The organism is Streptomyces sp. NPDC017529 (genome assembly GCF_044329785.1).
In the GTDB taxonomy this organism is placed as follows: domain Bacteria; phylum Actinomycetota; class Actinomycetes; order Streptomycetales; family Streptomycetaceae; genus Streptomyces.
This window is the reverse complement of sequence record NZ_JBIRJY010000004.1, coordinates 490533-512209: the sequence shown is the minus strand read 5'-3', so window position 1 is coordinate 512209 and position 21677 is coordinate 490533. Positions and strand designations below refer to the sequence as shown.

Genomic DNA, 21677 nt, shown 5'->3' with positions numbered 1-21677 from the left:
AGCCCGGGGCCCCGCCGTGAACCGACGTTCGCGGCGGGGCCCCGGGCCTTCGTGCGTTCAGACCGGCTGCGGCTCGAAGTCCCAGTACGGGCGGCGCCGGCGGCGGGTGGAGAGGGTGTGGGGGTGCTCGGCGCCTAGGGTCTCGGTGAGCTGCTGTACGGCCTCCTGCTCCAGCTTGGAGGCCTCCTGGCCGCGCCGCAGCGCCCGCAGGTCGTCGGCGAGGGCGGTCTTGGCGGAGAGCGTCAGCGGGTGGGTGTCGCCGAGCACCCGCTTGGCGCGCTCCAGGGTGTCCCGGCTCAGCTCGGCGGCGCTCTCCTCGTCGTCGACGCGGTTGCGGGCGCCGGCGGCGTTCAGGGCGCAGCCCAGCGTCCAGGGGTGGTCGGGGCCGACCGCGCCGGTCATGCCGCTCAGCGCCCGTTCGGCGATGGCCAGGGCGTTGTCCCGCTCGCCGAACTCCCAGCACACCAGGCCGGTGTTGCCGAGCGCGCCGACGGTGAACGGGTGCGCCTCGCCGACCAGGGTGCGGTACCGGTCGGCGGCCTCCTCGCCCAGTTCCTTGGCCTCGCCGAGGTCGCCGTGCTCGCGCAGGAAGGTGGCGTAGTTGGCCTGCATCATGAGCGTTTCCGGATGGCGGGGGCCGTGCACCCGGCGGGAGCGCTCCACCACGTCGCCCATCAGCGCGTCGGCCTGGGTGACGGCGCCGGAGCGGCGCATGCACAGCGCGAGGTTGTGCTCGGCGCGCAGGGTCATCGGGGTGTGCCGGCCCATGACCTGGTGGTAGAGGCGGACGTTCATCTCCTGGCGGGAGAGCGCGTCGGTGTAGCGGCCGAGCAGGCGCAGCACGCGGGCGTAGGAGGAGACCGCGCCGAGGGTGAGGTGGTGCCGGGAGCGCAGTTCGCGCTCCCAGACCAGCAGCACCTCGCCGAAGAGGGTGAGCGCTTCCTCGTAGCGGCCGAGCGCGCTGAGCGCCGAGGCGAGGTTGCTGCGCGAGGAGAGGGTCAGCGGCGCCTCGGGACCGAGCAGTTCGGTACGGCCGCGGACGACCGCCTCGAAGATGTCGTGCGCCTGGCTGTAGGAGCCCAGGGCCATCAGGGTACCGGCGAGGCCGTCCTGGGCGCGCAGCAGCGAGCCGTCGTCCGGTCCGCGTTCGGCGGCCAGTTCCTCGACGATGGCGCTGCCGACCGCCTCGGCCTCGCGGTAGCGGCCCAGCCTGCGGAGCATGTTGGCGTGCTGGTGGGTGATCACGAGCATGGTGCGCTGGGTGGGCGCGATGCGGGTGCGCCAGCGGGAGAGGAACTGTTCGCACAGCCGCAGGCCGATCCGGTACTCGCCGCGTACCCGCAGGTACTCGACGCAGTTCAGCAGCAGTTCCTGGACGGAGGTCTCCGGGCTGTCCAGCACCCCGGCCGGCTCCAGGTGCGGGATCAGGGCGGCGTAGCGCTCCCAGGTCCGGGTGTCGGAGGGGCTCTGCGGGTCGGCGGTGGCCAGCACCCGGCAGGCCGTGGCGGACATGGCGTCCCGCTCGTCCTCGGTCATGTCGCTGCGCAGGAACCGGTGGTAGAGCCGGTGCATCTGCGCGATCTCCACGGCGGGGTCCGTGGTGGTCTGCGCGACCTGGTAGTCCAGGCGTACGGCGGTGGACTCGGTGAGCCGGCGCAGCGCGGTGTTCCAGCTGATCGGCTCGGCCGCCAGGTCGGCCAGGTACTCGGGCAGGTCACCGCGCCGGGCGCGGGCGAGCATGGGCACGGGGATCGCGTCGGGCGCGAAGAAGGCGAACAGCTTGAGCAGTTCGACCGCGGCGGGGCTGCGCTCGCGCAGGGTGTTCAGCGTTATGGCCCAGCTGGTCTGGAAGGCCATCGGGTAGTCGGTGGAGATGCGGATGCCGACCAGGCTGGGCTCGCCGCGGCGGATCAGTTCGATGTACTCCTTGGGCGCCATCGGGTTGGCGTCCAGCCAGGCCGCGGTCTGGGCGAGCAGCAGCGGCAGGTCCTGCACGGCTTCGGCGAGCAGGTCGGCTTCCATGTTGGTCAGCCGCGGGGCGCGCCGCCGCGCGTAGGCGACCGACTCGATACGGGTGAAGGGCAGCACCTCGATCTCCTGGGCGCTGCCGGAGCCCGACCAGTCGCGGGTGAGGGTGGTGATCAGGACGTGCCCGCGGCCGTCCGGCACCAGGTCCTCGATCTGCTCCATGTCGTCGGCGCTGTCGAAGATCAGCAGCCAGCGGCGGTACGGGCGGCCGACGCGCAGCGCCTCGTGGACGGCGCGGATGCGGTCGCCCAGCTCCTGGCCGACGGGCAGGTCGAGGCGGGTGGCCAGCTCGGCGAGCTGTTCGCGGGCCGCGCCCCGGTTGGTGGCGCTGATCCACCACACGACGTCGTAGTCGTTGCCGAAGCGGTGGGCGTACTCGGCGGCGATCTGGCTCTTGCCGACGCCGGAGATGCCGTACAGGGCGATCCGGGTCTCCAGCGGCTGGCCGAGGCCCGGCACCGGGCCCGCCAGCTTGCCGTGCAGCTCCTCCAGCGCGGTGTCGCGGCCGGTGAAGCGGTTGTTGCGGCGGGGGATGTTCCAGATCTCGGGCGGGTCGTTGGGGAAGCGCGGCGCGTTGGCGTCGGGGTCGGCGGGGCGCCGTTTGGCGGCCGGGACGCCGAGGCGGTTCAGGACGCGCCGGTTGGCCTCGACGGCGTCCAGGTCGCGCAGGTCGGCGGGGCGCAGCACGGACGCGGTGGCGGGCAGCCGCTGGGTGGCCACGCTGACGGCCGCGAACCGGTCGGAGTGGTCCGGCACCACCTCCTGGAGGGCGGCCGTCCACTCCTCGTGCGTCTTGGGGCCCAGCTTGAAGTACCAGTCGTCGAGCACCATCAGCAGGCGGCCCTCGGCGGCGAGCAGGCCGGCCAGCTCCTCGGTGAGGGGGCTGTCGGCCGGCGGGTCCCAGCGCAGCATCGTGGTGCCGTGTCCGAGCTGTTCCAGCTGGTGCGAGATCCACGCCGCCCACGGCCGGTTGAAGCCCGCGTAGCTGATGGTGATGTGCTCTCCGGAGCCGGTGTTACCGGGCTGACCGACCATGCGACCGTCTCCTCGGGGTGCGGTGGTCCGCGCGTGCGCGAGCTGGCTCTTCGGCACGATAGCCCAAGTGTCCTCCCTCGCGCCGACGCCACGTCAGGACGTGTTTGCGGTACGCCAGTTGACGGAGGCGGCGGCTCGTGCCGCACCGGCCGTGGTCGTCAGCCCGCGCGCACCTCGGACGCCAGCCGGGACGCGATGTGCCGGATCACCCGTTCCAGGTCGGCGCAGTACACGGACGGGTTACGGAAGCCGGTGCCGCCGGCGCGGTAGCGGTGGGCGTAGTTGCCGCCGCCGCACACCGTGAGCAGCGGGCAGGAGCGGCACTGCGCGCACAGGCCGCCGGCGCCCAGCCTGCGGGCGGCCATGCCCGGGTGGTCCAGCGCCTCGTCGAAGCTGTTGCGGAAGACGTCCAGGCCGGTGGCGGCGGCACCCTCGTACGCCGATTTGAGGGAGTCGACCTGCTCGATGGCACCGTCGGTGTCGACCACGAGTGCGACGACGGGCGACAGGCCGACCGCTTCGCTGGTGCTCGGGCGGCCCAGCAGCAGGCCGATGATCTCGGTGAAGAGCCGGACCCGGGGTGCCGGTCCCGGCTCGCCCCACCACAGGTCGAAGACGGTGCACAGCCAGTCGCCGTACGGGGTGGGGCCCGCCGGGCCCGGTGGCACCGGTGGGCGGCTGGTCCAGTTGGCGTGCGGCAGGAGGAAGTCGAGCATCGGGGGGCCGAGCGCGCGCAGCGAGCGGTAAACCCCGGCCGGGTCGGACGTGAGGTCGATGGTGCACAGGATGCCGGCGAAGACGTCGGGGCGGCGGGCCAGCAGCCGGGCGGCGCGGGAGGCCGCGGGCCAGGAGGCGCGGCCCGCGTGGTCCAGGCGCCGGCGGTTGAGCCCCGGGGTGCCGCCGTCCAGGCTGAGGCCGACGCGGAACCCGGCGCCGGCCAGGGCGTCGAGCACCGGCTCGGTGAGCAGGGTGCCGTTGGTCTGCACGCCGAGGTGCGCCCGGCAGTCCGGTGGCAGCGCGGCGCGCAGCGCGGCCGCCTGGTCGAGCAGCGGTCCGGGCCCGGTGAGCAGGGGTTCGCCGCCGTGCAGGTCGACGCGGATGTCGCGCAGGCCGTGGGCGCGTACGTGTTCGGCGATGCGCAGGGCGGTCTGGCGTACGGTGCCGGGCGGCGCGTGCGGCGGGCGCTCGCGCCAGCTGCGGTCCGGGCCCGCGTAGATGTAGCAGTAGGTGCAGGCGAGGTTGCAGCGGCTGTGGGTCTTCAGGACGAACTGGCGGAAGGGGACCGCGGTGTCTGGACGGCTCTGGCACACCACGACGCCGCCCCCTGCCTGCTTCCGACGTCCGGGCGCCCCGGCGGGGCCCCGCTGTGGCCATACCTGGCTCGGCCACCGGAAGACATGCACAGGGCAACGACAACTGGCCGGATCCGCCGCCCGATTGCCCAAAAACCGCCGCCTGGGGGCCGGTACGCGCCAGCCTCTCAGCGTACGTCCGGGCCCGGCCCGTCGTCGTAGTACGCCACCGCCTCGGACGCGGGCGCCCAGTTGCGCAGGAGCAGGGACGCCACCGCCCCCAGCACCGGATGGCCCGTCCGCGCGGCCACCGCGGCCACATCGACACCGCCGAAGTCCGGCAGCGGCTCGGCCGACGGGCCGGACGGCTCGACCGGTGCGGCCGGGGCCGTACCGGTGACGGGGACTGTCGCCACGCTGTTCTCCTCTGGGCCGGGTGGACGGGTGTTTCCCGCGCGCCCGAGCACGGAAACCCCCGGACCGGCCGGGTCAGCCGGTCATTCGGACGGTTCCAGGGCGCGCATCCGCTCCCTCGTGCGCCGGGCCTCCGGGCCGCTCTCCTCGGACGCGCGCTGCCACTGCTCCCAGCTCTCCCGGTACACCGGCAGCGCCGCCTGCGGCCCCGCCGTGTCCTCCAGGACCCCGGCCCTGCGGTGGTGGGCGCGCGCCGCCAGCAGGGGGCTGCCCGCCCGCTCGGCGTCGGCCGCCGCCCTGCGGTAGCTCGCGGCGGCGCGGTCGTGCCGCTCCCGGGAGCCGAAGCGCCGGTCCAGAGCCAGCTGGACGTCGCCGACCTCCAGCCACGCCTCCGCGCACACGACCGGGTCCTCCGAGCTGCGCGCGGCCAGCTCCAGCACCCAGTCGGCCTCGTGCAGGTCGGCCAGCGAGGGCTGCCGGTCGTGGCGCAGCCGCAGGGCGCGCCCGAACAGCAGCCGGTGGGAGCCCAACGCGGGATCGTGCGGGGCGACCCGGGCGAGCGCCTCGCGCAGCACGTGCACCGCCTCGTTGGCCAGCCGCTTCCCCGGCTCGCCCGGGGGCTCCAGCCGGGCCCGCAGCAGCAGGGCCGCGCCGCGCTCGGCGAGCAGGGAGCTGTGCTCGGGCGAGTCGGGGGCGGTCAGCCGGAGCGCGGCGGCCAGCGCGTCGATCGCCGCGTCCAGCGCGTGGACGTCGCCGGTGCGGGTGTGCAGGGCGCGGTGCGCGGTCGCCGTACGGGCCAGGGACTCCGCCTCCAGGTTCGGGTCGTCCAGTTCGCGGGCGAGCGCGCGGGCGCGCTCCAGGACGGGCAGGACGGCGGGCGGGCCGTGGGCGCCGCCGAGCAGGCTGCGGGCCTGCGCCAGTTCCAGCAGCGTCTCGCACACCTTGCGGTCGGCGGAGCTGCCCCGGCGGCGCAGCAGGACCGTGGCGGTGTCCAGGTCGGCGGTGGCACGCAGGGCGAGCGCTCCGGTGGGCGCGTCGGCGCCGTCGCGGCCGGCGGCGCGGTGCGCCTGGTCCAGCAGGACGCCGCCGCGCGCGGCGTAGATCTCGCCGGGCACCTGTTCGCCGCTGGGCCACTGTTCGAGGAGGGTGGTCAGGGCTTCCTCGGCCTCGCCGAGCGGGTCGCCGGCGCGCCCGTGCCCGGACACGGCGGCCGAGGGCAGCGCGGCGAGCCGCCGCAGCACTTCGGTACGCAGCACCATGCTCTCCAATACGCGGGGGTCCAGCAGGCTCATCAGCCCGCAGGCGGCCTGCAGCTGGCGCGCGGCGTCCTCCAGCGCGCCTCGCTCGCCGTCCGGGTACCCCGCTGCGCCGCGTTCCTGCGCGCTCGCGTAGCGGACCCTGGCGAGCACGATCAGGGCCCTGACGCGCGCCTCGCCGTCCCCGTCCGGCGGCTGTGCCGGGTCCTCGCCGACGGCCTCCGCCGCCGCCCCTACCGCCCGCTCCGCCTCCTCCAGTGCGTCCGGCTGCCGCCACTTCGCCCAGCCGTGCAGCAGGGCGCGGGCGAGGTCGGTGCCCGCGGCGGGCAGCTGCTGCGTCGCGGCGCGCAGCAGCCGTACGGCTTCGATCAAGTCCCTCACCATGCCGCCGCTTTCGTAGCGCGCCAGCAGGGCGGCGCCCTCGGCGGCGGGCCCGTCGGGCGCGTACGCCGGCTGTGCGGGCGTCCTGAGGGCCGGTTCGAAGCGGCGCAGCACCCGCTCGGAGACCCGCGCGAACGGCTCGGGCACGGCCCGCTGCCCGGTCGCCGGCTCCCGGCCGCTGCCGGAGAGCATGGCGACCGCCACGGCGGGGAAGTTGCGGGCGCTGCGGCCGAAGGTGCGCTCGATGTAGAGGGAGCAGTGTTTGAGGACGAGGGCGGCCTCGCCGGCACTCAGGCGGCTCAGCAGTTCGTCGCGCACGCCGGGCGCGAATTCGTACCAGGGGCCGCCGGCCTCGCGCCCGGCCGGCACCGCCGGGTCGGTGAGCTGCTCGACCAGGCCGCTGAGCAGCACCTCCGCCAGCTCGGCCGGGCCGGTCTGGGGCAGCATGGCGCGCTGCACGAGCTGGATGACGGGCAGCGCGAGCGGTACGGCCGACAGGTGGACGGCCAGGTGGCGGGCGTCGGGCGAGGCGGCCTGCTCGAACTCGCGTACCAGCCGGGCCGGTTCCGGCAGCTCGTGGCGGCGCGTGAGGTCCGCGCCCAGGCCGTGGTCGCGGCGTACGACGGCGGCGGCGCCGCGCAGCGAGAGGCCGGATTCGGCCGCGGCCAGCCTGGCCCAGGAGCCGAGGGCGGCGGGCGCCGCCGAGAGCACCGGTACGGCACGCTCGCGGTCCTGCCCGTACCCGCGTCCGGTCGCGGACGGGGTGCGGCGGCGGCTCCTGGCGGGCTTGAAGTCCAGGGCGCGGTACGGCCCCTGGCGGCGTACGAGAGTGCCGGCGAGGGCGGGGAGCAGGGTGCGCGACCACATGCGCTGCGGCAGGGGCTGCACGACCGCCAGGGGCGCGTCGGCCACCCAGCGGTAGAGCAGCCGCTGGATGCGCCCGTCGCGCCAGAGGGGTCCCGCGCAGTCGCTGACGACGAGGGTGAGGTGGTGGCCCGTGGGGTCGTGCAGCTGGTCGGCCGGGCGCAGCGGGGCGTCCCGCCCCGGCCCCGCCGCGACGCCGACCTCGTCGCCGTACGGGTGGAGCCAGTGCACCGTCACGTCGCGGAACGCCCCCACCCTTTCGCAGACCTGCCGCAGGTCGTGCAGCATCTGCTCCCATACGGCCATCGAGGAGGAGCCGTCCATCAGCAGGCGCATGCCGGCCGCGCGGCGGCGGACGCCGCGCAGCACCGGGATGATCATTTCGGCGTGTGCGGAGAGGTCGGCGGTGGCGGCCTCGTCCAGTTCCCGGCGGGCCGGGGCGACGGGCGGGTGGTAACGCTGCACCGGCCGCAGGGCGCGTTGCAGCGGCAGCAGTCCGGGAAAGGCGGAGGCGACGGGGATGCCGACCTCGCCGAGCCGCCCCTGGCCGGGGGCGAGGGCGCGGTCGTCCTGGGCCGGCAGCAGCTCCACCTCCGCGCGGCGGGGGCGGTCGCGCGCGGCGGGCTCCGTACGGGACGGGGCGTCGGGGGCCGGCTCCCGGCCGCGGGGGTCGACGGAGAACGTGGCCGGTTTTGGCCTGTGCGCGCCGGGCCTGCCGGGCTCGTCGGCGGGCGGCTGCCCGCCCCCGGGCGCCTCCGGGGTGATCCACCGGGCCAGCCACAGCGCGTCCGCCATGGCGCGGGCGTCGGCGGGCAGACCGGCCGCGCGCAGCCGCGCGACGATCTCACCGAGGGGGCCGAAGCCCGGTTCGCCGGCCGGCACCGCGGCTCACCTGGTCCGATCCAGAGGCCGCAGCAGTTCGGCCGTCAGGCGCCGCCGCGTCTCCTCCTCGTCCTCGTCCGCCCAGCCGGCCTTCTGCGTCAGGTGGATCGCGTTGAACAGCTGGTCCACGGCGCGTACGTCGCCGGGCTCACGGTCCAGGAAGCGGTCGATCACCGACTCGTAATCGGCCGCCGCGCTCTCGCCGAAGTGCGCCCTGACCATGTCCGCGAGGCGCTCCTTGTCGGGCGTCGGTATGTTCAGGTGGATACAGCGGCGCAGCAGCGGCGCGGGGAAGTCCCGCTCGCCGTTGCTGGTCAGCACGATGAAGGGGAAGGCGCGGCAGCGCACCCGGCCGTCCCGCACGGTGACCTGGCTGCCGTCGTCGCTGAGCACCGGCACCTCGGGAGCGGATCCGGCCAGCCGCTCCAGCTCCGGAATCCGGAACTCCCCTTCCTCCAGCACGTTGAGCAGGTCGTTCGGCAGGTCGATGTCGCTCTTGTCCAGCTCGTCGACGAGCAGGACGCGCGGCTTGGCGGCCGGCAACAGAGCCGTGCCGAGCGGGCCGAGGCGGATGTAGCGCCCGATGCCACCGCCCGGCTCCTGCTCCTGCGGGGGGCCGTCCGCCGGTCCAGGCTCAGGCTGCGACCGGGCCGCGCGCTCGACCTGGAGGTCCTGGAGGCGGCCGATGGCGTCGTATTCGTACAGCCCGTCGCGCAGCGAACTGCGGCTGACGATCGACCAGTTCAGCACCCGCCCGAGACCCAGTTCGTACGCGACCGAGTGCGCCAGGGTGGACTTGCCGCTGCCCGGCGCGCCCGTCACCAGCAGGGGGCGGCGCAGGTAGAGCGCCGCGTTGACCAGCTCGCGCTCCGTCTCGCCCGGCCGGTGGTAGCTCGCCTCGCGGCGCTGCACGCCGAGCCTGCGCTCGGAGGCGTGGTCCAGGGCTGCGGGCGGCGCCACGAGCGGACCACCGTCGAAATCCCGCCAGGGCGGCGGTGGTGGTAACTGCTCGATGCCGTCGTGCGGAGCCCCTGCGCCACGGTAGATGAGCCAGTCGCTCACGTCGGAACTCCTCGTCGCCAGCCGGCCGTCGGGCAGGGGGCGAAAGACCGCGGAAGAACCCGGGGAAGCGTGGGTACCCGCTTCTCCCGTCCTCCCCGAACCCGCCCTCTAGCAATCTCTCACGACGCTAGGACAGTAGCCAGCCGGACGGAAGCATACGGGGCGTTTTCCGGTCTCGGGGGGCGTCACGAAGGTGACAATTGCGCCCCCTGGGCGAACAGTTGGGGGATCGGGTTGCCCGGGTCGTCGTACAGCAGCACCAGGTCGCGGGCCCAGGAGGCGCCCCCCTCCGCGGCCTTCGCCCGCAGCTCACGGACCAGTTCGGGAATCTCGGCGACCGCCTTCGGCGCGCCGAGCAACTGCCGCACCTCACGGTGGAACTCGTCACACGCCCGGTCGCAGTCACGCGCGCCGTGCCCCTCCGCGACCCACAGTGCGACCGGGTGGCCGGTGTCCAGGGTCCAGCCGACCGCCTCCTGCCCCACCCCTTCCGCCACCGAACGGCACAGCGCCGGCACCGCCCCCTCGTCCGCCTCCTCCAGCAGCCGCGACAGTCCCGACGCCGAGGCCCGGACCCCGGCCGGCACCCGCAGCGCGGTCAGCCGCCCGGCCGCGGCCAGGCCCTCCCAGCGGCGCAGCCAGGCCGGGTCCACCTCCTGGCGGCGCCCCTGGTCGCGCAGCACCACCGCACGCGCCGGGCCCAACGGCCGCAAACGCGCCGTACGGCGGGTCGAGGCCGGCACCCGCCAGCGGTCCGCCGGCGTGTGCCAGCGCTCCTCCGGCACCGCCACCTCCAGGCGCACCCGTACGCCGCCCGCCGCGTCGTCGGCCCGCAACAGCCGCGGGCCGAGCCGCTGCAACACCTGGTCACGGGCCTGCTCGAAGGTCATCCCGCCGTGCGCCTCCTGGACCTCGACGCGCTGCCACTGACCCTGCCCGTACCCCTCGCTGACCGACCAGTTGAACAGCTGCCGCCCGCCGGCGTCGTCGTAGTACAGCGGCTCGAACTCCACCAGGACCGCGTCCGGGCGCCGCCGCACCGGGCCGATCCGCTCGCGGTCTCTGGGCAGCAGCACCACCGCCTTGGCCGTCACGAACAGCGCCAGCCGCTCCGCCGCCGCGCGCGCCTCGGCGCCCTCGTCCCCCGGCACGCCGCGCGCCTCGTCGGCCGTGCGCTGCGCGACGATGCGCAGGTAGTGCACGAAGGCGCACAGCTCCGTGTACGGGTCGCTCCCCTGGTACAGCGCGCCGTGCCCGTCCCGCCAGGTACGCAGCGTCCACGGCCCGGCGCGGCCGGTACGGCCCGCCGGATCCGCCCTGCCCAGCGCCTCCGCGACCGCCGCGCCCACCACCAGCGGGTCACGGGGCGCGGGCAGCGACGCCAGCAGGTCGAGCGCCTGGAGCCGCTCCTGCACGCCCCACAGGCGGCCGCGCCCCGACATGATCGCGTGCTGGGCGTCGAACCAGGTGGGCTCGCCCGGACCCCCGAGGTCCTGGCCCGCCCAGTGCCAGCGGTCGTGCCCGCACATCAGCGCGTGGTACGGGTCCTCGCCGAGCCCCGCGGCACCCGGCACGAGATGGTGCGGCGCCAGCCGGCGCAGCTCGGTGACGGGCACCGCGAGACCCACCAGATCCTCGCGGTGACTGCCCTTGACGATCCCGACGACCTCGCCCCGGTCGCAGTCCAGCAGCGGACCGCCGGACGCCCCCGGAGTCACCCGCACGTCACTGCCGAACTGCAGGCCGCGGGCGTCGCGGGCACCGAACCGGACCGCGATGAACGGATCGACGGCCGCCTGGTCGTGCCCCCGGAAGATGAACGCGTCCTCCAGAAGCGCCGCCGGCTGGTCGCTCAGCCAGGCACACGGGTGCACGACCCCCGGATCGAGCAGCCGCAGCAGCGCCAGGTCGACGCGGGGCCCCGGCTCCGGCTCCGCGCCGGGCCCGGCGTCGTCGGGCCCCGGCCCCTCGTCCTCGCCGGACGGGCGTACGGGCGCCGGACGGCTCAGGTCGTACTCCAGGCGCGCGGCCACCACCCGGCCGTCGAACGCCACGCCGACCTCCCCGCCCGGCCCCGTGGGGCGCCGCCGGCCGTCACCGGCGGCGAGCACGTGGGCACAGGTCAGCACCCACCCCGGGGCGACGAAGACACCACTGCCCCACAGCTGCGCCGGGTGCGCGCTCGCACCCGGTGGCGGGCAGACGGCGACGGTGGCGCGCCCGGCGTGCCCCAGGAGACGCCCGTACTTCTCGCGGTCCGCCCGCCCCTCACCACGCCCGTGACCGCCCTCCGGGGCCGCCATCACGCACCCGAATCGCCCGGCGCCTCCTTGCGGCGCCAGGTGAGCGTCACCGACAGGTTCGCCTTCGCCTCACCGTCCGCGAGCAGCGCCACGGCGCGGCCCGGCTTCGCCGACACCTCCACCCCGAAGCTCACACTGGTCTCGTCCGGCGCCACCCGCTCGGTCGCCTCCCGCAGACTCGCGGCGACCCCGCCGACCAGCTCACGCAGCCCCTCCACCCGGGCGCCGAGCGTCTCCCAGGCCCCCACGTCGTCGAATTCCCCGTCCGGCTCACCGGCCACGTCCAGCCGGGACACCCGGGCCCAGACCGCCGTCCCGTCGGGCAGCTCGATGAGATGTGCGCGATCGCGCATCACGGCCTCCTGCTCCCCCTGAGCGGCAACGCACACTGCTACAGGGCCGTGGTCATGACGTCCTCTGACAGGTGATCAGGTTATCCCCAGGGTGCGAGTGACGCGAGGGGGTCGGGCGCCTGCCTATCCTGGCCGGGTACGTCCCGAAGAACCCTGGTGGAGAGCGCGTGTATTTCACGGATCGCGGTATCGAGGAACTGGAGAGCCGACGCGGCGAGGAGGAGGTCACCCTCGGCTGGGTGGCCGAACAGCTGCGCACCTTCGTCGACCTGAACCCGGACTTCGAGGTCCCGGTGGAACGCCTGGCCACGTGGCTGGCGCGGCTGGACGACGACGAGGAATAGCCCGCGTCTCGCGCTGGCGCGCGTTTTGCGCTGGCGCGCGTTTCGCGCATTAGGCCCGGTGGGTGGGGGGCCGGGGCCCCGCAGGGGGCACTCCTCACCGCACTCGCGAGAACCATGTCTTGAACGCTGAACCTGGCAGGAGCGAGCTGTCGGCTGCGGGGAGCCCCCTGCGTGTCCCCGGCCCCGGGCCCGGATAGCGGCTATCCCGCCATCGTGGCCGAGGCCCCCTGGTTGCTGCGCTGCTGGCATCTTTCCCTCCCCCCACTCGCGCGGGGGCGCAAAACCGGCCGGAGGGGACGTGTAGGGGGGTGTCCCCGCAGCCGACAGCTCGCCACACCAGGTTCACTTTTCAAGACATGGCGTCCGCGAGTGCGGTGAGGAGTCACCCCCCTACGCGGCCCCGACCCCCAACGAAACCAGCGCACCCCCGCGCGACAGCGCAAACGCCGCGCGCAGCGCAAAACCCCACGCCAAGCGCAGCAACGCGCACTTGACTTCGCCGCCCCGCGATATATCGTGTTACCGGAGACACGATATGCCGCGTTAGGGAGGCCAGGACATGTCACCCCGGACCGAGTGGTCGGTCTCCGACCCCCGCACGCTGGACATCGAGGGCCCGGTCACCGCACTGCAAGTGCGCACCGTCGGCGGCACCGTCAACGTCGTCGGCACGATGGACGGCAGCCGCCCCCGCGTGGAGATCGGCGAGCTGTCCGGTCCGCCGCTGACCGTCCGGCAGGACGCCGGCACGCTGACCGTCACGTACGAGGACCTGCCCTGGAAGGGGTTCCTGAAGTTCCTCGAACGCAAGGGATGGCAACGCAGCGCGGTCGTCTCGGTCACCGTGCCCGCGGGGACCCGCGTCGAGGTCGGTACGGTCGGGGCGAGCGCCGTGATTTCCGGCATTTCCGGGCGTACGGACCTGCGCGGCGTCACCGGCGACAGCACCCTGGTCCGGCTGACCGGCCCGGTACGGGCGGAGACGGTGTCCGGCCGGGTGGAGGGCCAGGCCGTCACGGGGGATCTGCGTTTCCATTCCGTCTCCGGGGACCTGACGCTCATCGACGGTTCCGGCGGTTCCGTCAGGGCGGAGTCGGTGAGCGGGGACATGGTGCTGGACCTCGATCCGGCCGCCGAGGGGGCGGACATCAGTCTCGTGACGGTCTCCGGCGAGGTCGCCATCCGGCTGCCGGCGCCGGGTGACACCGAGGTCGACGCGAACACCACGAGCGGTACGGTCGCCAACGCCTTCGACGATCTGCGGGTGAGCGGCCAGTGGGGGGCCAAGCGGATCACCGGCCGGCTCGGTACGGGCAGCGGCTCGCTGAAGGTCACCACGGTCTCCGGTGGCCTGGCCCTGTTGCGCCGTCCGTCGTCCGGCGACCGGAACTCCCCCACCGACAAGAAGGTGCTCTGAAGCCATGGCCCCCGTCTTCGCCCACGGCCGTCTCCGCCTCTACCTCCTGAAGCTGCTGGACGAGGCACCGCGGCACGGTTACGAGATCATCCGGCTTCTGGAGGAGCGCTTCCAGGGCCTGTACGCGCCGTCCGCCGGCACGGTCTACCCCCGGCTGGCCAAGCTGGAGGCCGAGGGGCTGGTGACCCATACGACCGAGGGCGGCCGCAAGGTCTACTCGATCACCGGGGCGGGCCGCGACGAGCTGGCCGACCGCGGGGGTGAGCTGGCGGATCTGGAGATGGAGATCCGCGAGTCGGTGGCGGCGCTGGCTTCCGACATCCGGGAGGACGTGCGCGGTTCGGCCCGTGATCTGCGCCGCGAGATGCGCGAGGCGGCCCAGGAGGCGCGCGAGGCGCGGCGCGGCGGCAAGGGGGACGACCGCGAGGAGCACGGTTTTCCGGACGCGGCGGACTACTTCGAGGGCCGCTTCGGCGACAAGGACGCGTGGCGGCAGGCGAAGGACGAGTTCCGGCGCGCCAAGGAGGAGTGGAAGGAGCAGGCGCGGCGGGCCAAGGAGGAGAGCCGGCGGGCCAAGCAGGATGCCCAGCGGGCCCGCAAGCAGGCCCGGGAGGCGCGGCTGTTCGTGCGCGAGGAGGTCCAGGAGGCCATCAAGCGCGTACAGGAACAGGCCCAGGAGCATGTACGCACCGGGGACTGGGCGGGCGCGCTGCGCGAGGCGCTGTCCGAGGTCTCGCGTGAGGTGGGCCGGTTCGCGGGCGTGCCGGACGCGGCGGAGGGCCGGGAGGCGGACGCGGGCCGCTCCGGCGGCGCGGCCGGGGAGTCCGGGGCGGCGGGCGAGCGCGTGGACTTCACCAAGGGGGACGCCGCGGCGGAGCCCGGCGCGGACGGCCGGGGGGACGGCGCGGGAGCGGCGCGTACGGCGGCTGCCGACCGTGCGCCGACCGAGCCGGCATGGGCGTCCGAGCCCGGGTCCGGGGAGCCGGCCCGCGACTTCGACCGGCTGCTGGACCGGTTCCGCGACGACCTGCGGGACGCGGCCCGTGACCACGGCGTCACGGACGAGCAGTTGAAGGACGTACGCCACCGTCTGGCCACGACTGCTGCGCACGTCGGAGCCCTGCTGCGTGACCCGGAGGCATATGCGGCCCGGCGGGAGCCGCGCGACTGACCTCTTCGGCGTACCGCGCGGCGGTTACGCACAGTTGTCTGCGAGGGCCTGGATTCACCCGCCGTAATCGGGGAACTCAGACCCTCGCACGGCTTTTTGCCCGACGACGGGATCTGCCGCGAGAAAATCGCAGACCTACGGCCGTGTCCGCCTTTACAGTCAACTCTCCCTGTCTGCACGGATCTTGAAGGCCAAGAGGTAAGCGATGTCGGAATACCCTGCCGTGGCCCGCCGGATGTGGCGCCAACTGGAGCCCGTCCACGCCGTCGTGTACTTCGCACCCGAGGCGTTCGAGGAGGCGGCGGCCCTCGGCTACGAGACCGACACGCGTTGGCCCAGCTACTTCGCCTGGCGGACGGCGCCGCTCGGCGCGGCAGGCCCGGAGCTGGTGGCCGCGACCTTCTACAGTTTCAGCCCGCGGATGATCGCCCGGTACGTGCCGTCGGTCTGGTCGACGGCCGCGCCGGGCAAGGTGCTGGACGCGCGGCTGCAGGCGGTGGACCGCATAATGACGGGCCTGATGAGAGCCGGCCGGGTGTCCGCCGCCCGGATCGCCGAAGCCGCCCAACTGGCCCGCCAGGCCGCCGAGAACGCCTCCGTCGCGGCCCGCCCGCTGGCCGCCGCCAACCGCGACCTGCCGTGGCCCGACGCGCCGCACCTGGCGCTCTGGCACGCCATCACGGTGCTGCGCGAGCACCGCGGGGACGGCCATGTGGCGTCGCTGCTGACGTACGATCTCGAACCGTGCGAGGCGCTGGTGTCGTTCGCTGCGATCGGGGCCGCGCCGAAGGCCAATTTCAAGAGCCGTGGCTGGACTTCGCAGGAGTGGAGCGCCGCGCACGACCGGCTGGCCGCGCGCGGCTGGATCGATCCGTCCGGCCGCCCCACGGAGCTGGCCCGCGAGGGCCGGGACGAGGTCGAGCGGATGACGGACCGGCTGGCCGCGGGGCCGTGGCGGGCGCTGGGCCGGTCCCGTGCCGAGCGGCTCGGCCAGCTGCTGAACCCGCTGCTGGCGGCGATCATGGAGGCGCAGCTGCTGCCGCGCCAGGGGACGTTGGGAATCGGCGCGGTGCAGGTCGCGTACCCGTAGGGCCCGCGACGGCGGGCCGCGTTCCGCTCGGGCCCGCCGCCGCCCCGTCTCAGCTCGCCGCCGCCGGCCGCTCCAAGGCGCGTACGACGTCGGCGTGCGTGACACCGTGCTCGGCCAGTACGGCCGCGGCGAGCCCCGGCCCGGTCACCATGGCGAGCAGCAGGTGCTCGTCGCCGATGTACTTGTCGCCGCGGCCGAGCGCGACGCGCAGCGAGCGTTCCAGTACGGACTTGGCTTCCGGCCCGAACGGGCTGCGGAGCGAGCGCCCGCGCCGTTTGGCCGGGCCGGAGGCGGTGGACAGCGCGCCGGCGCCGTGCTCCCGCTCCACCCGCGAGACGACCTCCGCCACGTCGATGCCGAGCCCGGCCAGCGCCTCCGCCTCGACGGACGACATGCCGCCCCGCCTGCGCGCCTCGTCGAGCGCGTGCTCCACGGATGCCCGGCGCTCGCGCACTCCGAGGGCGCCGAGCGCCTCGGCGCCCGGGGACCCGGTGCCGTCCAGCAGGGCGAGCAGCAGCTCCCCCTCGCCGACCCCGCCGGGCCCCGCCCCGCTCGCGTAGGCGGGGGCGCCTCGCACCACGTCGCGCGCACTCGCCGTGAACCTTTCGAACATCAACGCCTCCCGTGCTTCTTGTGGACCGCCTGCCTGCTGACACCCAGCTCGGCGGCGATCTCCTGCCACGACCAGCCCTTCGCGCGGGCGCTGCGCACCTGTACGGCTTCCAGTTGCTCCAAGAGCCGGCGGAGCGCGGCGACGGCACGCAGCCCGATCCGGGGGTCCCGGTCGCCCGCCCGCTCGGCGAGGTTCGTTGCTTCGCTCATGATGTCAATTTAGGTTGACACGCGGATCGTGTCAATGAAAGTTGACGCGTGGACTTCCCGGCCTTGACCTCAAGTGCGCTTGATCTTGCAGGCTTCCCGCAGCGGAACGCCCCCGAGCAGCGAGGAAGCCCCATGCCCAACACGCCCGCACACCCCGCCATGCGGCGCCCGGACGCCGGCACCGTTCTCGTCAGCGCCTGGATCGTGCCCGCGCCGGATCTCCAGCGCCGCGCCGCCGACGCCGTACTCGACGCGTGGGAGGGACAGCCGCGCCCCGACGCGATGCTCGCCCTCAGCGCGTTTCTGAGCGCGGACGGCAGCCACGTCCTGAACTACGCGCAGTGGACGGACGACGACGCGCACCGGGAATGGGTACGCCACCGGCGGCCCGCGACCATCGGCCGTATCGACGAGTCGATTCCCGGAATTCAGCGGCCAGGGCTCGTCCGGTACACGCGGTATCGCAGTTACGCATCCCAGGGGGCCCCGGTTCGACGCCCCGGGCTGCTGGTCACCCCCGCCTTCGCGACCACCGGTCCGGCGGCCCAGCGCGCGCTGGCCGATGCCGTCATCGCCTCACTGGAGGAGGAGCAGGTCCCCGGGCTGCTCGGGGCCCACTTCCACCTCTCCAAGGACGGCAGCCGCGTCGTCAACTTCGCCCAGTGGGAGGACACCGCCGCCTGGCAGGAGTTCGCCGCCAACGGCACGGCGGCGCGCCTGCACGCGGCCGTCTCGTCCGTCCCGGGCGTCACGGACGCCCCTGCCGTACCCGCCCTGCCGGGACGCACCGGCGTGGGGCACTACCGCCTGCACCGGAGCCTGGTGAACGTGCCCGCCCCCTGAGCGCCCGGCCCGCGCCGCGCCCGGCCTCGCGCCGCGCCCGGTCAGGAGAAGATCCGGTCCAGGTGGTAGTCGATGACGTCCTCGACCTCGGCCATCGCGCGGCGCCCGTAGAGCACGTCCAGGCCCAGCCCGGTGACGCCGGACACCAGCAGGTCCGCCTCGCGCCGGGGGTCGGTACCGGGCCGTGCGGCACCGCCCTCGCGGATCAGGGTGGCGACCAGCGACTCCACGGCCTGCTCGCCGTGCAGGAAGACCCCGGCCATCTCGGGGTCGGTCAGGCTGCGCACGAAGTACGCGGTGAACACCCGCAGCGCCATGGCCCGTTGCCCGTCCAGCGGCAGGAACTCGATCAGTACGGCCCGCAGCACGGCGCGCGGGTCGCCGGGGTCCGGCAGCCCGGCCATCCGGGCGCGGGCGCGGCGGTCGTTCTCCTCGTGGAGCATCCGCAGCGCCTCGACGAGCAGGCGGTGTTTGCTGCCGAAGTGGTACTGGACGACGCGGAGCGACACTCCGGCCTCGGCCGCGACCTCCCGCATGCTCGCGGATTCCAGGCCGCGGCCGGCCGCGATCCGCCAGACGGCCTCGGCGACCTCCCGCTGCCGCCGCTCCCGCGCACCACCCGGCCGCCGCCCGGGAACGTCCGCGGCCTCCGCGGCAGGCTCGGCCGCCCGGTCCTTCCTGCGCTGCCGGTACGCCTTCGCCTGGCAGCTCCGCGAGCAGTACGCGGGGGGCCGCCCACGGGTCGCCGCGGGCAGCGCGGCACCGCAGACCCGGCACCCGGTCGCCTTTTCGTCACGCATGGGTACAGGGTATCGCCTCGCTGGAATCGTGACGAATATCAGACTAAGGCTAGTCACGTCAAGACAAACAGCGCGGTTGATTGATACAGTCGTATCCGCAACACGGAGTCATGTCGGCACGTAGCCATGTCGGCACGGAACACGGAGGCGACCCATGAATGAAGGCTGGTACCGGCTGCTGTCCGTCCTGGTGCTCGTCGCGGGCTTCTGGGAGGGGCCGGCGGCCATCCTCTACCGCATCGTCAGCGACGACGACGGCACCGTCATGCGGGCCGCCAACTACCTCGACGCGCCCTGGAACTACGTCGCGTCGGGCGCGGTGACCGTGGTCACCGTCCTCCTGCTCGGCGTCCTGGACAAGGGCCGTAAGAAGGCGCTCGCGTCAGGGTGACGACGGCGGCGGCACCGTCCGTACGGAGCGTGAATCCCGCGGCGCCCGGCAGCAGGACCGCGTCGTAGCGCTCCAGCGGCAGCGGGGATCCGAGCCCCGGCCCCTCCGCGTCCAGGGCCGCGGGGCCGGACAGTGCGACGACCAGCCTCGACCGTCGCTCGCCGGGCGCCTTCGGTGCGGGCGGCGGCTGCGCCGCGTACGCGTACTCGCCGCGCGCCATCTCCACCGTCGCCACCGAACGCCCGCGCCGCAGCATCACGTTGAAGTTGACCACCGGGCCGTCGAGCAGCCTGCACTCGGTCGCGGCGTCGCCGGGGAAGGCGAACGGGCGGTAGCAGGCGGGCAGTTCGTGGCGGGTGCCGCCGACGGTCAGCTCCAGCCCGGCGCCGTCGGCCACGGTCAGAATGCGGTCCACCCCCGGCAGGGCGGAGTACGGGCCGTCCCGGCCCACCTCGGCCAGGCTCACCCGCCAGTCGAAGGCGTCCCAGCCCGCGCCGGGCGGCGCGGCGGCGATCTCCCGCGTCACCCCGCCGCCGTTGCTCCAGGCCGACGCCGTACGGCCGGCCGCGCGCAGCACCCGCACGTGCGCCCCTTCCCGTACCCCCGCGCCTCAGACCGTCAGGACGACCTTGCCGAACATCTCGCCCTCGGCCAGCTTCCCGAAGCCCTCGCGCGCCCGGTCCAGCGGCAGCGTCGTGTCGATGACGGGCCGCACGCCCTTCGCCGCGCAGAAGTTCAGCAGCGAGGCCAGCTCGTCCTTGCTGCCCATGGTCGAGCCGACGACCTTCAGCTCCAGGAAGAAGATCCGGTTCAGTTCCGTCCGCTCGGGGTTGAAGCCGGTGGTCGCGCCCGAGATGACGAGCGTGCCGCCGGGCCTGAGGGACTTCAGCGAGTGCGACCAGGTGGCGGCGCCGACCGTCTCGATGACGGCGTCCACCCGCCGCGGCAGCCGCTCGCCGGTGGGCACGGCGGCCTCGGCCCCCAGCTCGACGGCGCGCTTGCGCTTGTCCTCGCTGCGGCTGGTGGCGTAGACCCGCAGGCCCGCCGCCGCGCCCAGCACGATCGCCGCGGTGGCCACGCCGCCGCCGGCGCCCTGCACGAGGACGCTGTCCCCGGGCCGTACCCCGGCGTTGGTGAACAGCATGCGGTACGCGGTCAGCCAGGCCGTCGGCAGGCAGGCGGCCTCGGCGAAGGACAGCTCCTTCGGCTTGGGCAGCACGTTCCAGGCGGGGACGGTGACCTGCTCGGCGAAGGTGCCCTGGTAGCGCTCGGTGAGGATGGAGCGCGGCTCGTCGGGGCCGACGCCGTGCCCGCTCTGGCCGATGACCGAGTGCAGGACGACCTCGTTGCCGTCCTGGTCGGTACCGGCCGCGTCACAGCCGAGGATCATGGGCAGGGCCTCCTCGCCCAGCCCCACGCCGCGCAGCGACCACAGGTCGTGGTGGTTGAGGGAGGCGGCCTTGACGTTGACGGTCGTCCAGCCGGGGCGCGCCTCGGGGGCCGGGCGCTCGCCCAGTTCGAGGCCGTTCAGCGGCTGGTCGCGGTCGATGCGGGCGGCGTAGGCAGCAAACATGATCCCAACGTAGGGCGCCCGGGGTCCCGGCGGTACCACGCCGCGGTGTGACGCGCGCCGCGCCGGAGAACGGCGGAAGGGCCCCGCACGGCGGCGGGACCCTTCCGGTGGCGCGTGTCCGGCTCAGCGGCGGGCGACGCCCTCGGCGCGGGCGGCGGCCGCGACGGCCGAGGTCACCGCCGGGGCGACCCGCTCGTCGAACGGCGACGGGATGACGCAGTCGGCGCTCAGGTCGTCGGCGACGACGGAGGCCAGCGCCTCGGCGGCGGCCAGCTTCATGCCTTCGGTGATACGGGACGCGCGCACCTGGAGGGCGCCGGCGAAGATGCCGGGGAACGCCAGCACGTTGTTGATCTGGTTCGGGTAGTCGCTGCGGCCGGTGGCGACCACGGCCGCGTACTTGTGCGCGACGTCCGGGTGGATCTCCGGGTTCGGGTTCGCCATCGCGAAGATCAGCGCGTCCTTGGCCATCTTCGAGACCGCTTCCTCGGGCACCGTGCCGCCGGAGACGCCGATGAAGACGTCCGCGCCGTCCAGCGCCGACTCCAACGAGCCGGAGAGGTTGGCCTTGTTGGTGAAGGAGGCCAGTTCGCGCTTGACGTCGGTCAGGTGCTCGTCGCGGTCGGCGGTGACGATGCCCTTGCGGTCGCACACCGCGACATCGCCGATGCCCGCCTCGACGAGGATCTTGGCGATGGCGACGCCGGCCGCGCCGGCGCCGGAGATGACGGCGCGCAGCTGTCCGAGCGAACGGTTCGTCAGCTGGGCGGCGTTGCGCAGGGCGGCCAGCGTGACCACCGCGGTGCCGTGCTGGTCGTCGTGGAAGACCGGGATGTCCAGGCGCTCCTGGAGCTTGCGCTCGATCTCGAAGCAGCGGGGCGCCGAGATGTCCTCCAGGTTGATGCCGCCGAAGGACGGCGCCATCCGCACGACGGTGTCGACGATCTCGTCGGCGTCGGTCGTGCCGAGCGCGATCGGCACCGCGTCCACGCCGCCGAACTGCTTGAAGAGGATGGCCTTGCCCTCCATCACGGGCAGGGACGCCTCGGCGCCGATGTCGCCGAGCCCGAGCACCGCGGTGCCGTCCGTGACGACGGCCACGACCTGGGACTTCCAGGTGTAGTCGTGCACCAGCTCGGGCTCTTCGGCGATCGCGCTGCACACCTTGGCGACGCCGGGCGTGTAGGCGAGGGAGAGGTCCTCACGGTCGCGCACCGGCACCGTCGACTGGATGGCCATCTTGCCGCCGCGGTGCAGGAGGAAGGCAGGGTCCTGGCCGTCCCGGTCCGTTTCCGTGCTGCCGCCGCTGGGGGAATGAGCGGTCTTGGCTGTCACTGATCCAACCCCTTTGTTCGT

The 21677-nt window shown here is 74.2% G+C and carries 19 protein-coding genes; 6 read left to right on the top strand and 13 right to left on the bottom strand.

Going from position 1 to position 21677, the window contains the following annotated elements:
• Positions 1-57: 57 nt before the first annotated feature.
• From fxsT to ACH4K4_RS13005, 7 genes are all read right to left on the bottom strand, one after another.
• Positions 58-3063 carry an FxSxx-COOH system tetratricopeptide repeat protein gene (gene fxsT / locus ACH4K4_RS13035; protein ID WP_398166961.1) on the bottom strand — a complete coding sequence of 1002 codons (3006 nt, stop codon included), beginning with the start codon at positions 3061-3063 and terminating at the stop codon, positions 58-60.
• A 158-nt stretch (positions 3064-3221) separates the two neighbouring features.
• On the bottom strand, positions 3222-4376 hold the full coding sequence (locus ACH4K4_RS13030) for an FxsB family cyclophane-forming radical SAM/SPASM peptide maturase (RefSeq protein ID WP_398166959.1): 1155 nt from the start codon (positions 4374-4376) through the stop codon (positions 3222-3224).
• A gap of 167 nt (positions 4377-4543) precedes the next feature.
• Complete coding sequence (locus tag ACH4K4_RS13025) at positions 4544-4771, bottom strand: YxD-tail cyclophane-containing RiPP peptide (protein WP_398166958.1); 228 nt, start codon at positions 4769-4771, stop codon at positions 4544-4546.
• 81 nt (positions 4772-4852) lie between these two features.
• Positions 4853-8152, bottom strand: a complete 3300-nt coding sequence (locus tag ACH4K4_RS13020; protein WP_398166957.1) for an SAV_2336 N-terminal domain-related protein — start codon at positions 8150-8152, stop codon at positions 4853-4855.
• A 6-nt stretch (positions 8153-8158) separates the two neighbouring features.
• Positions 8159-9214, bottom strand: a complete 1056-nt coding sequence (locus ACH4K4_RS13015; protein WP_398166956.1) for an AAA family ATPase — start codon at positions 9212-9214, stop codon at positions 8159-8161.
• A 185-nt stretch (positions 9215-9399) separates the two neighbouring features.
• Positions 9400-11517, bottom strand: coding sequence for a trypsin-like peptidase domain-containing protein (locus ACH4K4_RS13010; RefSeq protein WP_398166954.1), 2118 nt, complete (start codon positions 11515-11517; stop codon positions 9400-9402).
• Entirely contained in the window at positions 11517-11870 is a 354-nt protein-coding gene (locus ACH4K4_RS13005; RefSeq protein WP_398166952.1) for a CU044_2847 family protein, read from the bottom strand. The genes ACH4K4_RS13010 and ACH4K4_RS13005 overlap by 1 nt, the downstream gene beginning before the upstream one ends.
• A gap of 167 nt (positions 11871-12037) precedes the next feature.
• Between ACH4K4_RS13005 and ACH4K4_RS13000 the strand changes: the two genes are divergently transcribed.
• The 4 genes from ACH4K4_RS13000 to ACH4K4_RS12985 all read left to right on the top strand — a co-directional run bounded on the left by ACH4K4_RS13000 (position 12038) and on the right by ACH4K4_RS12985 (position 15892).
• Positions 12038-12214 carry a DUF6104 family protein gene (locus tag ACH4K4_RS13000; RefSeq protein ID WP_360141378.1) on the top strand — a complete coding sequence of 59 codons (177 nt, stop codon included), beginning with the start codon at positions 12038-12040 and terminating at the stop codon, positions 12212-12214.
• A 559-nt stretch (positions 12215-12773) separates the two neighbouring features.
• Entirely contained in the window at positions 12774-13631 is an 858-nt protein-coding gene (locus ACH4K4_RS12995) for a DUF4097 family beta strand repeat-containing protein (RefSeq protein WP_398166951.1), read from the top strand.
• A gap of 4 nt (positions 13632-13635) precedes the next feature.
• Positions 13636-14802, top strand: a complete 1167-nt coding sequence (locus tag ACH4K4_RS12990) for a helix-turn-helix transcriptional regulator (RefSeq protein WP_398166950.1) — start codon at positions 13636-13638, stop codon at positions 14800-14802.
• Between the two features lie 205 nt (positions 14803-15007).
• A complete protein-coding gene (locus tag ACH4K4_RS12985) occupies positions 15008-15892 on the top strand; it encodes a hypothetical protein (RefSeq protein WP_398166949.1) in 885 nt (294 codons plus the stop codon).
• 49 nt (positions 15893-15941) lie between these two features.
• Here ACH4K4_RS12985 and ACH4K4_RS12980 read toward each other — a convergent pair whose 3' ends face one another.
• Together ACH4K4_RS12980 and ACH4K4_RS12975 are read right to left on the bottom strand one after the other, a co-directional pair.
• Positions 15942-16505, bottom strand: a complete 564-nt coding sequence (locus ACH4K4_RS12980; protein ID WP_398166947.1) for a Clp protease N-terminal domain-containing protein — start codon at positions 16503-16505, stop codon at positions 15942-15944.
• A complete protein-coding gene (locus ACH4K4_RS12975) occupies positions 16505-16714 on the bottom strand; it encodes a helix-turn-helix domain-containing protein (protein WP_360141175.1) in 210 nt (69 codons plus the stop codon). Before ACH4K4_RS12975 ends, ACH4K4_RS12980 begins: the two co-directional genes overlap by 1 nt.
• A 132-nt stretch (positions 16715-16846) precedes the next feature.
• Between ACH4K4_RS12975 and ACH4K4_RS12970 the strand changes: the two genes are divergently transcribed.
• Positions 16847-17557: an antibiotic biosynthesis monooxygenase gene (locus ACH4K4_RS12970; protein WP_398166946.1), complete on the top strand. Its 711-nt coding sequence runs from the start codon at positions 16847-16849 to the stop codon at positions 17555-17557.
• A gap of 41 nt (positions 17558-17598) precedes the next feature.
• Here the strand turns inward: ACH4K4_RS12970 and ACH4K4_RS12965 are convergent, their stop codons facing one another.
• A complete protein-coding gene (locus ACH4K4_RS12965; protein ID WP_398166945.1) occupies positions 17599-18357 on the bottom strand; it encodes a TetR/AcrR family transcriptional regulator in 759 nt (252 codons plus the stop codon).
• Positions 18358-18511: 154 nt separating this feature from the next.
• Between ACH4K4_RS12965 and ACH4K4_RS12960 the strand changes: the two genes are divergently transcribed.
• Entirely contained in the window at positions 18512-18748 is a 237-nt protein-coding gene (locus tag ACH4K4_RS12960) for a hypothetical protein (RefSeq protein ID WP_398166944.1), read from the top strand.
• Here ACH4K4_RS12960 and ACH4K4_RS12955 read toward each other — a convergent pair.
• The 3 genes from ACH4K4_RS12955 to ACH4K4_RS12945 form a co-directional block, all read right to left on the bottom strand.
• Positions 18687-19331, bottom strand: coding sequence for a HutD family protein (locus ACH4K4_RS12955; protein WP_398166942.1), 645 nt, complete (start codon positions 19329-19331; stop codon positions 18687-18689). The two genes, ACH4K4_RS12960 and ACH4K4_RS12955, sit on opposite strands and share 62 nt — an antisense overlap.
• A 27-nt stretch (positions 19332-19358) precedes the next feature.
• The gene (locus ACH4K4_RS12950) at positions 19359-20321 is read right to left on the bottom strand and encodes a zinc-binding dehydrogenase (RefSeq protein WP_398166941.1); all 963 of its coding nucleotides are present in this window, start codon (positions 20319-20321) and stop codon (positions 19359-19361) included.
• Positions 20322-20444: 123 nt separating this feature from the next.
• Positions 20445-21656 (bottom strand): NADP-dependent malic enzyme, encoded by a 1212-nt coding sequence (locus ACH4K4_RS12945; RefSeq protein WP_398166940.1) that lies wholly within the window; start codon positions 21654-21656, stop codon positions 20445-20447.
• Positions 21657-21677 lie beyond the last annotated feature (21 nt).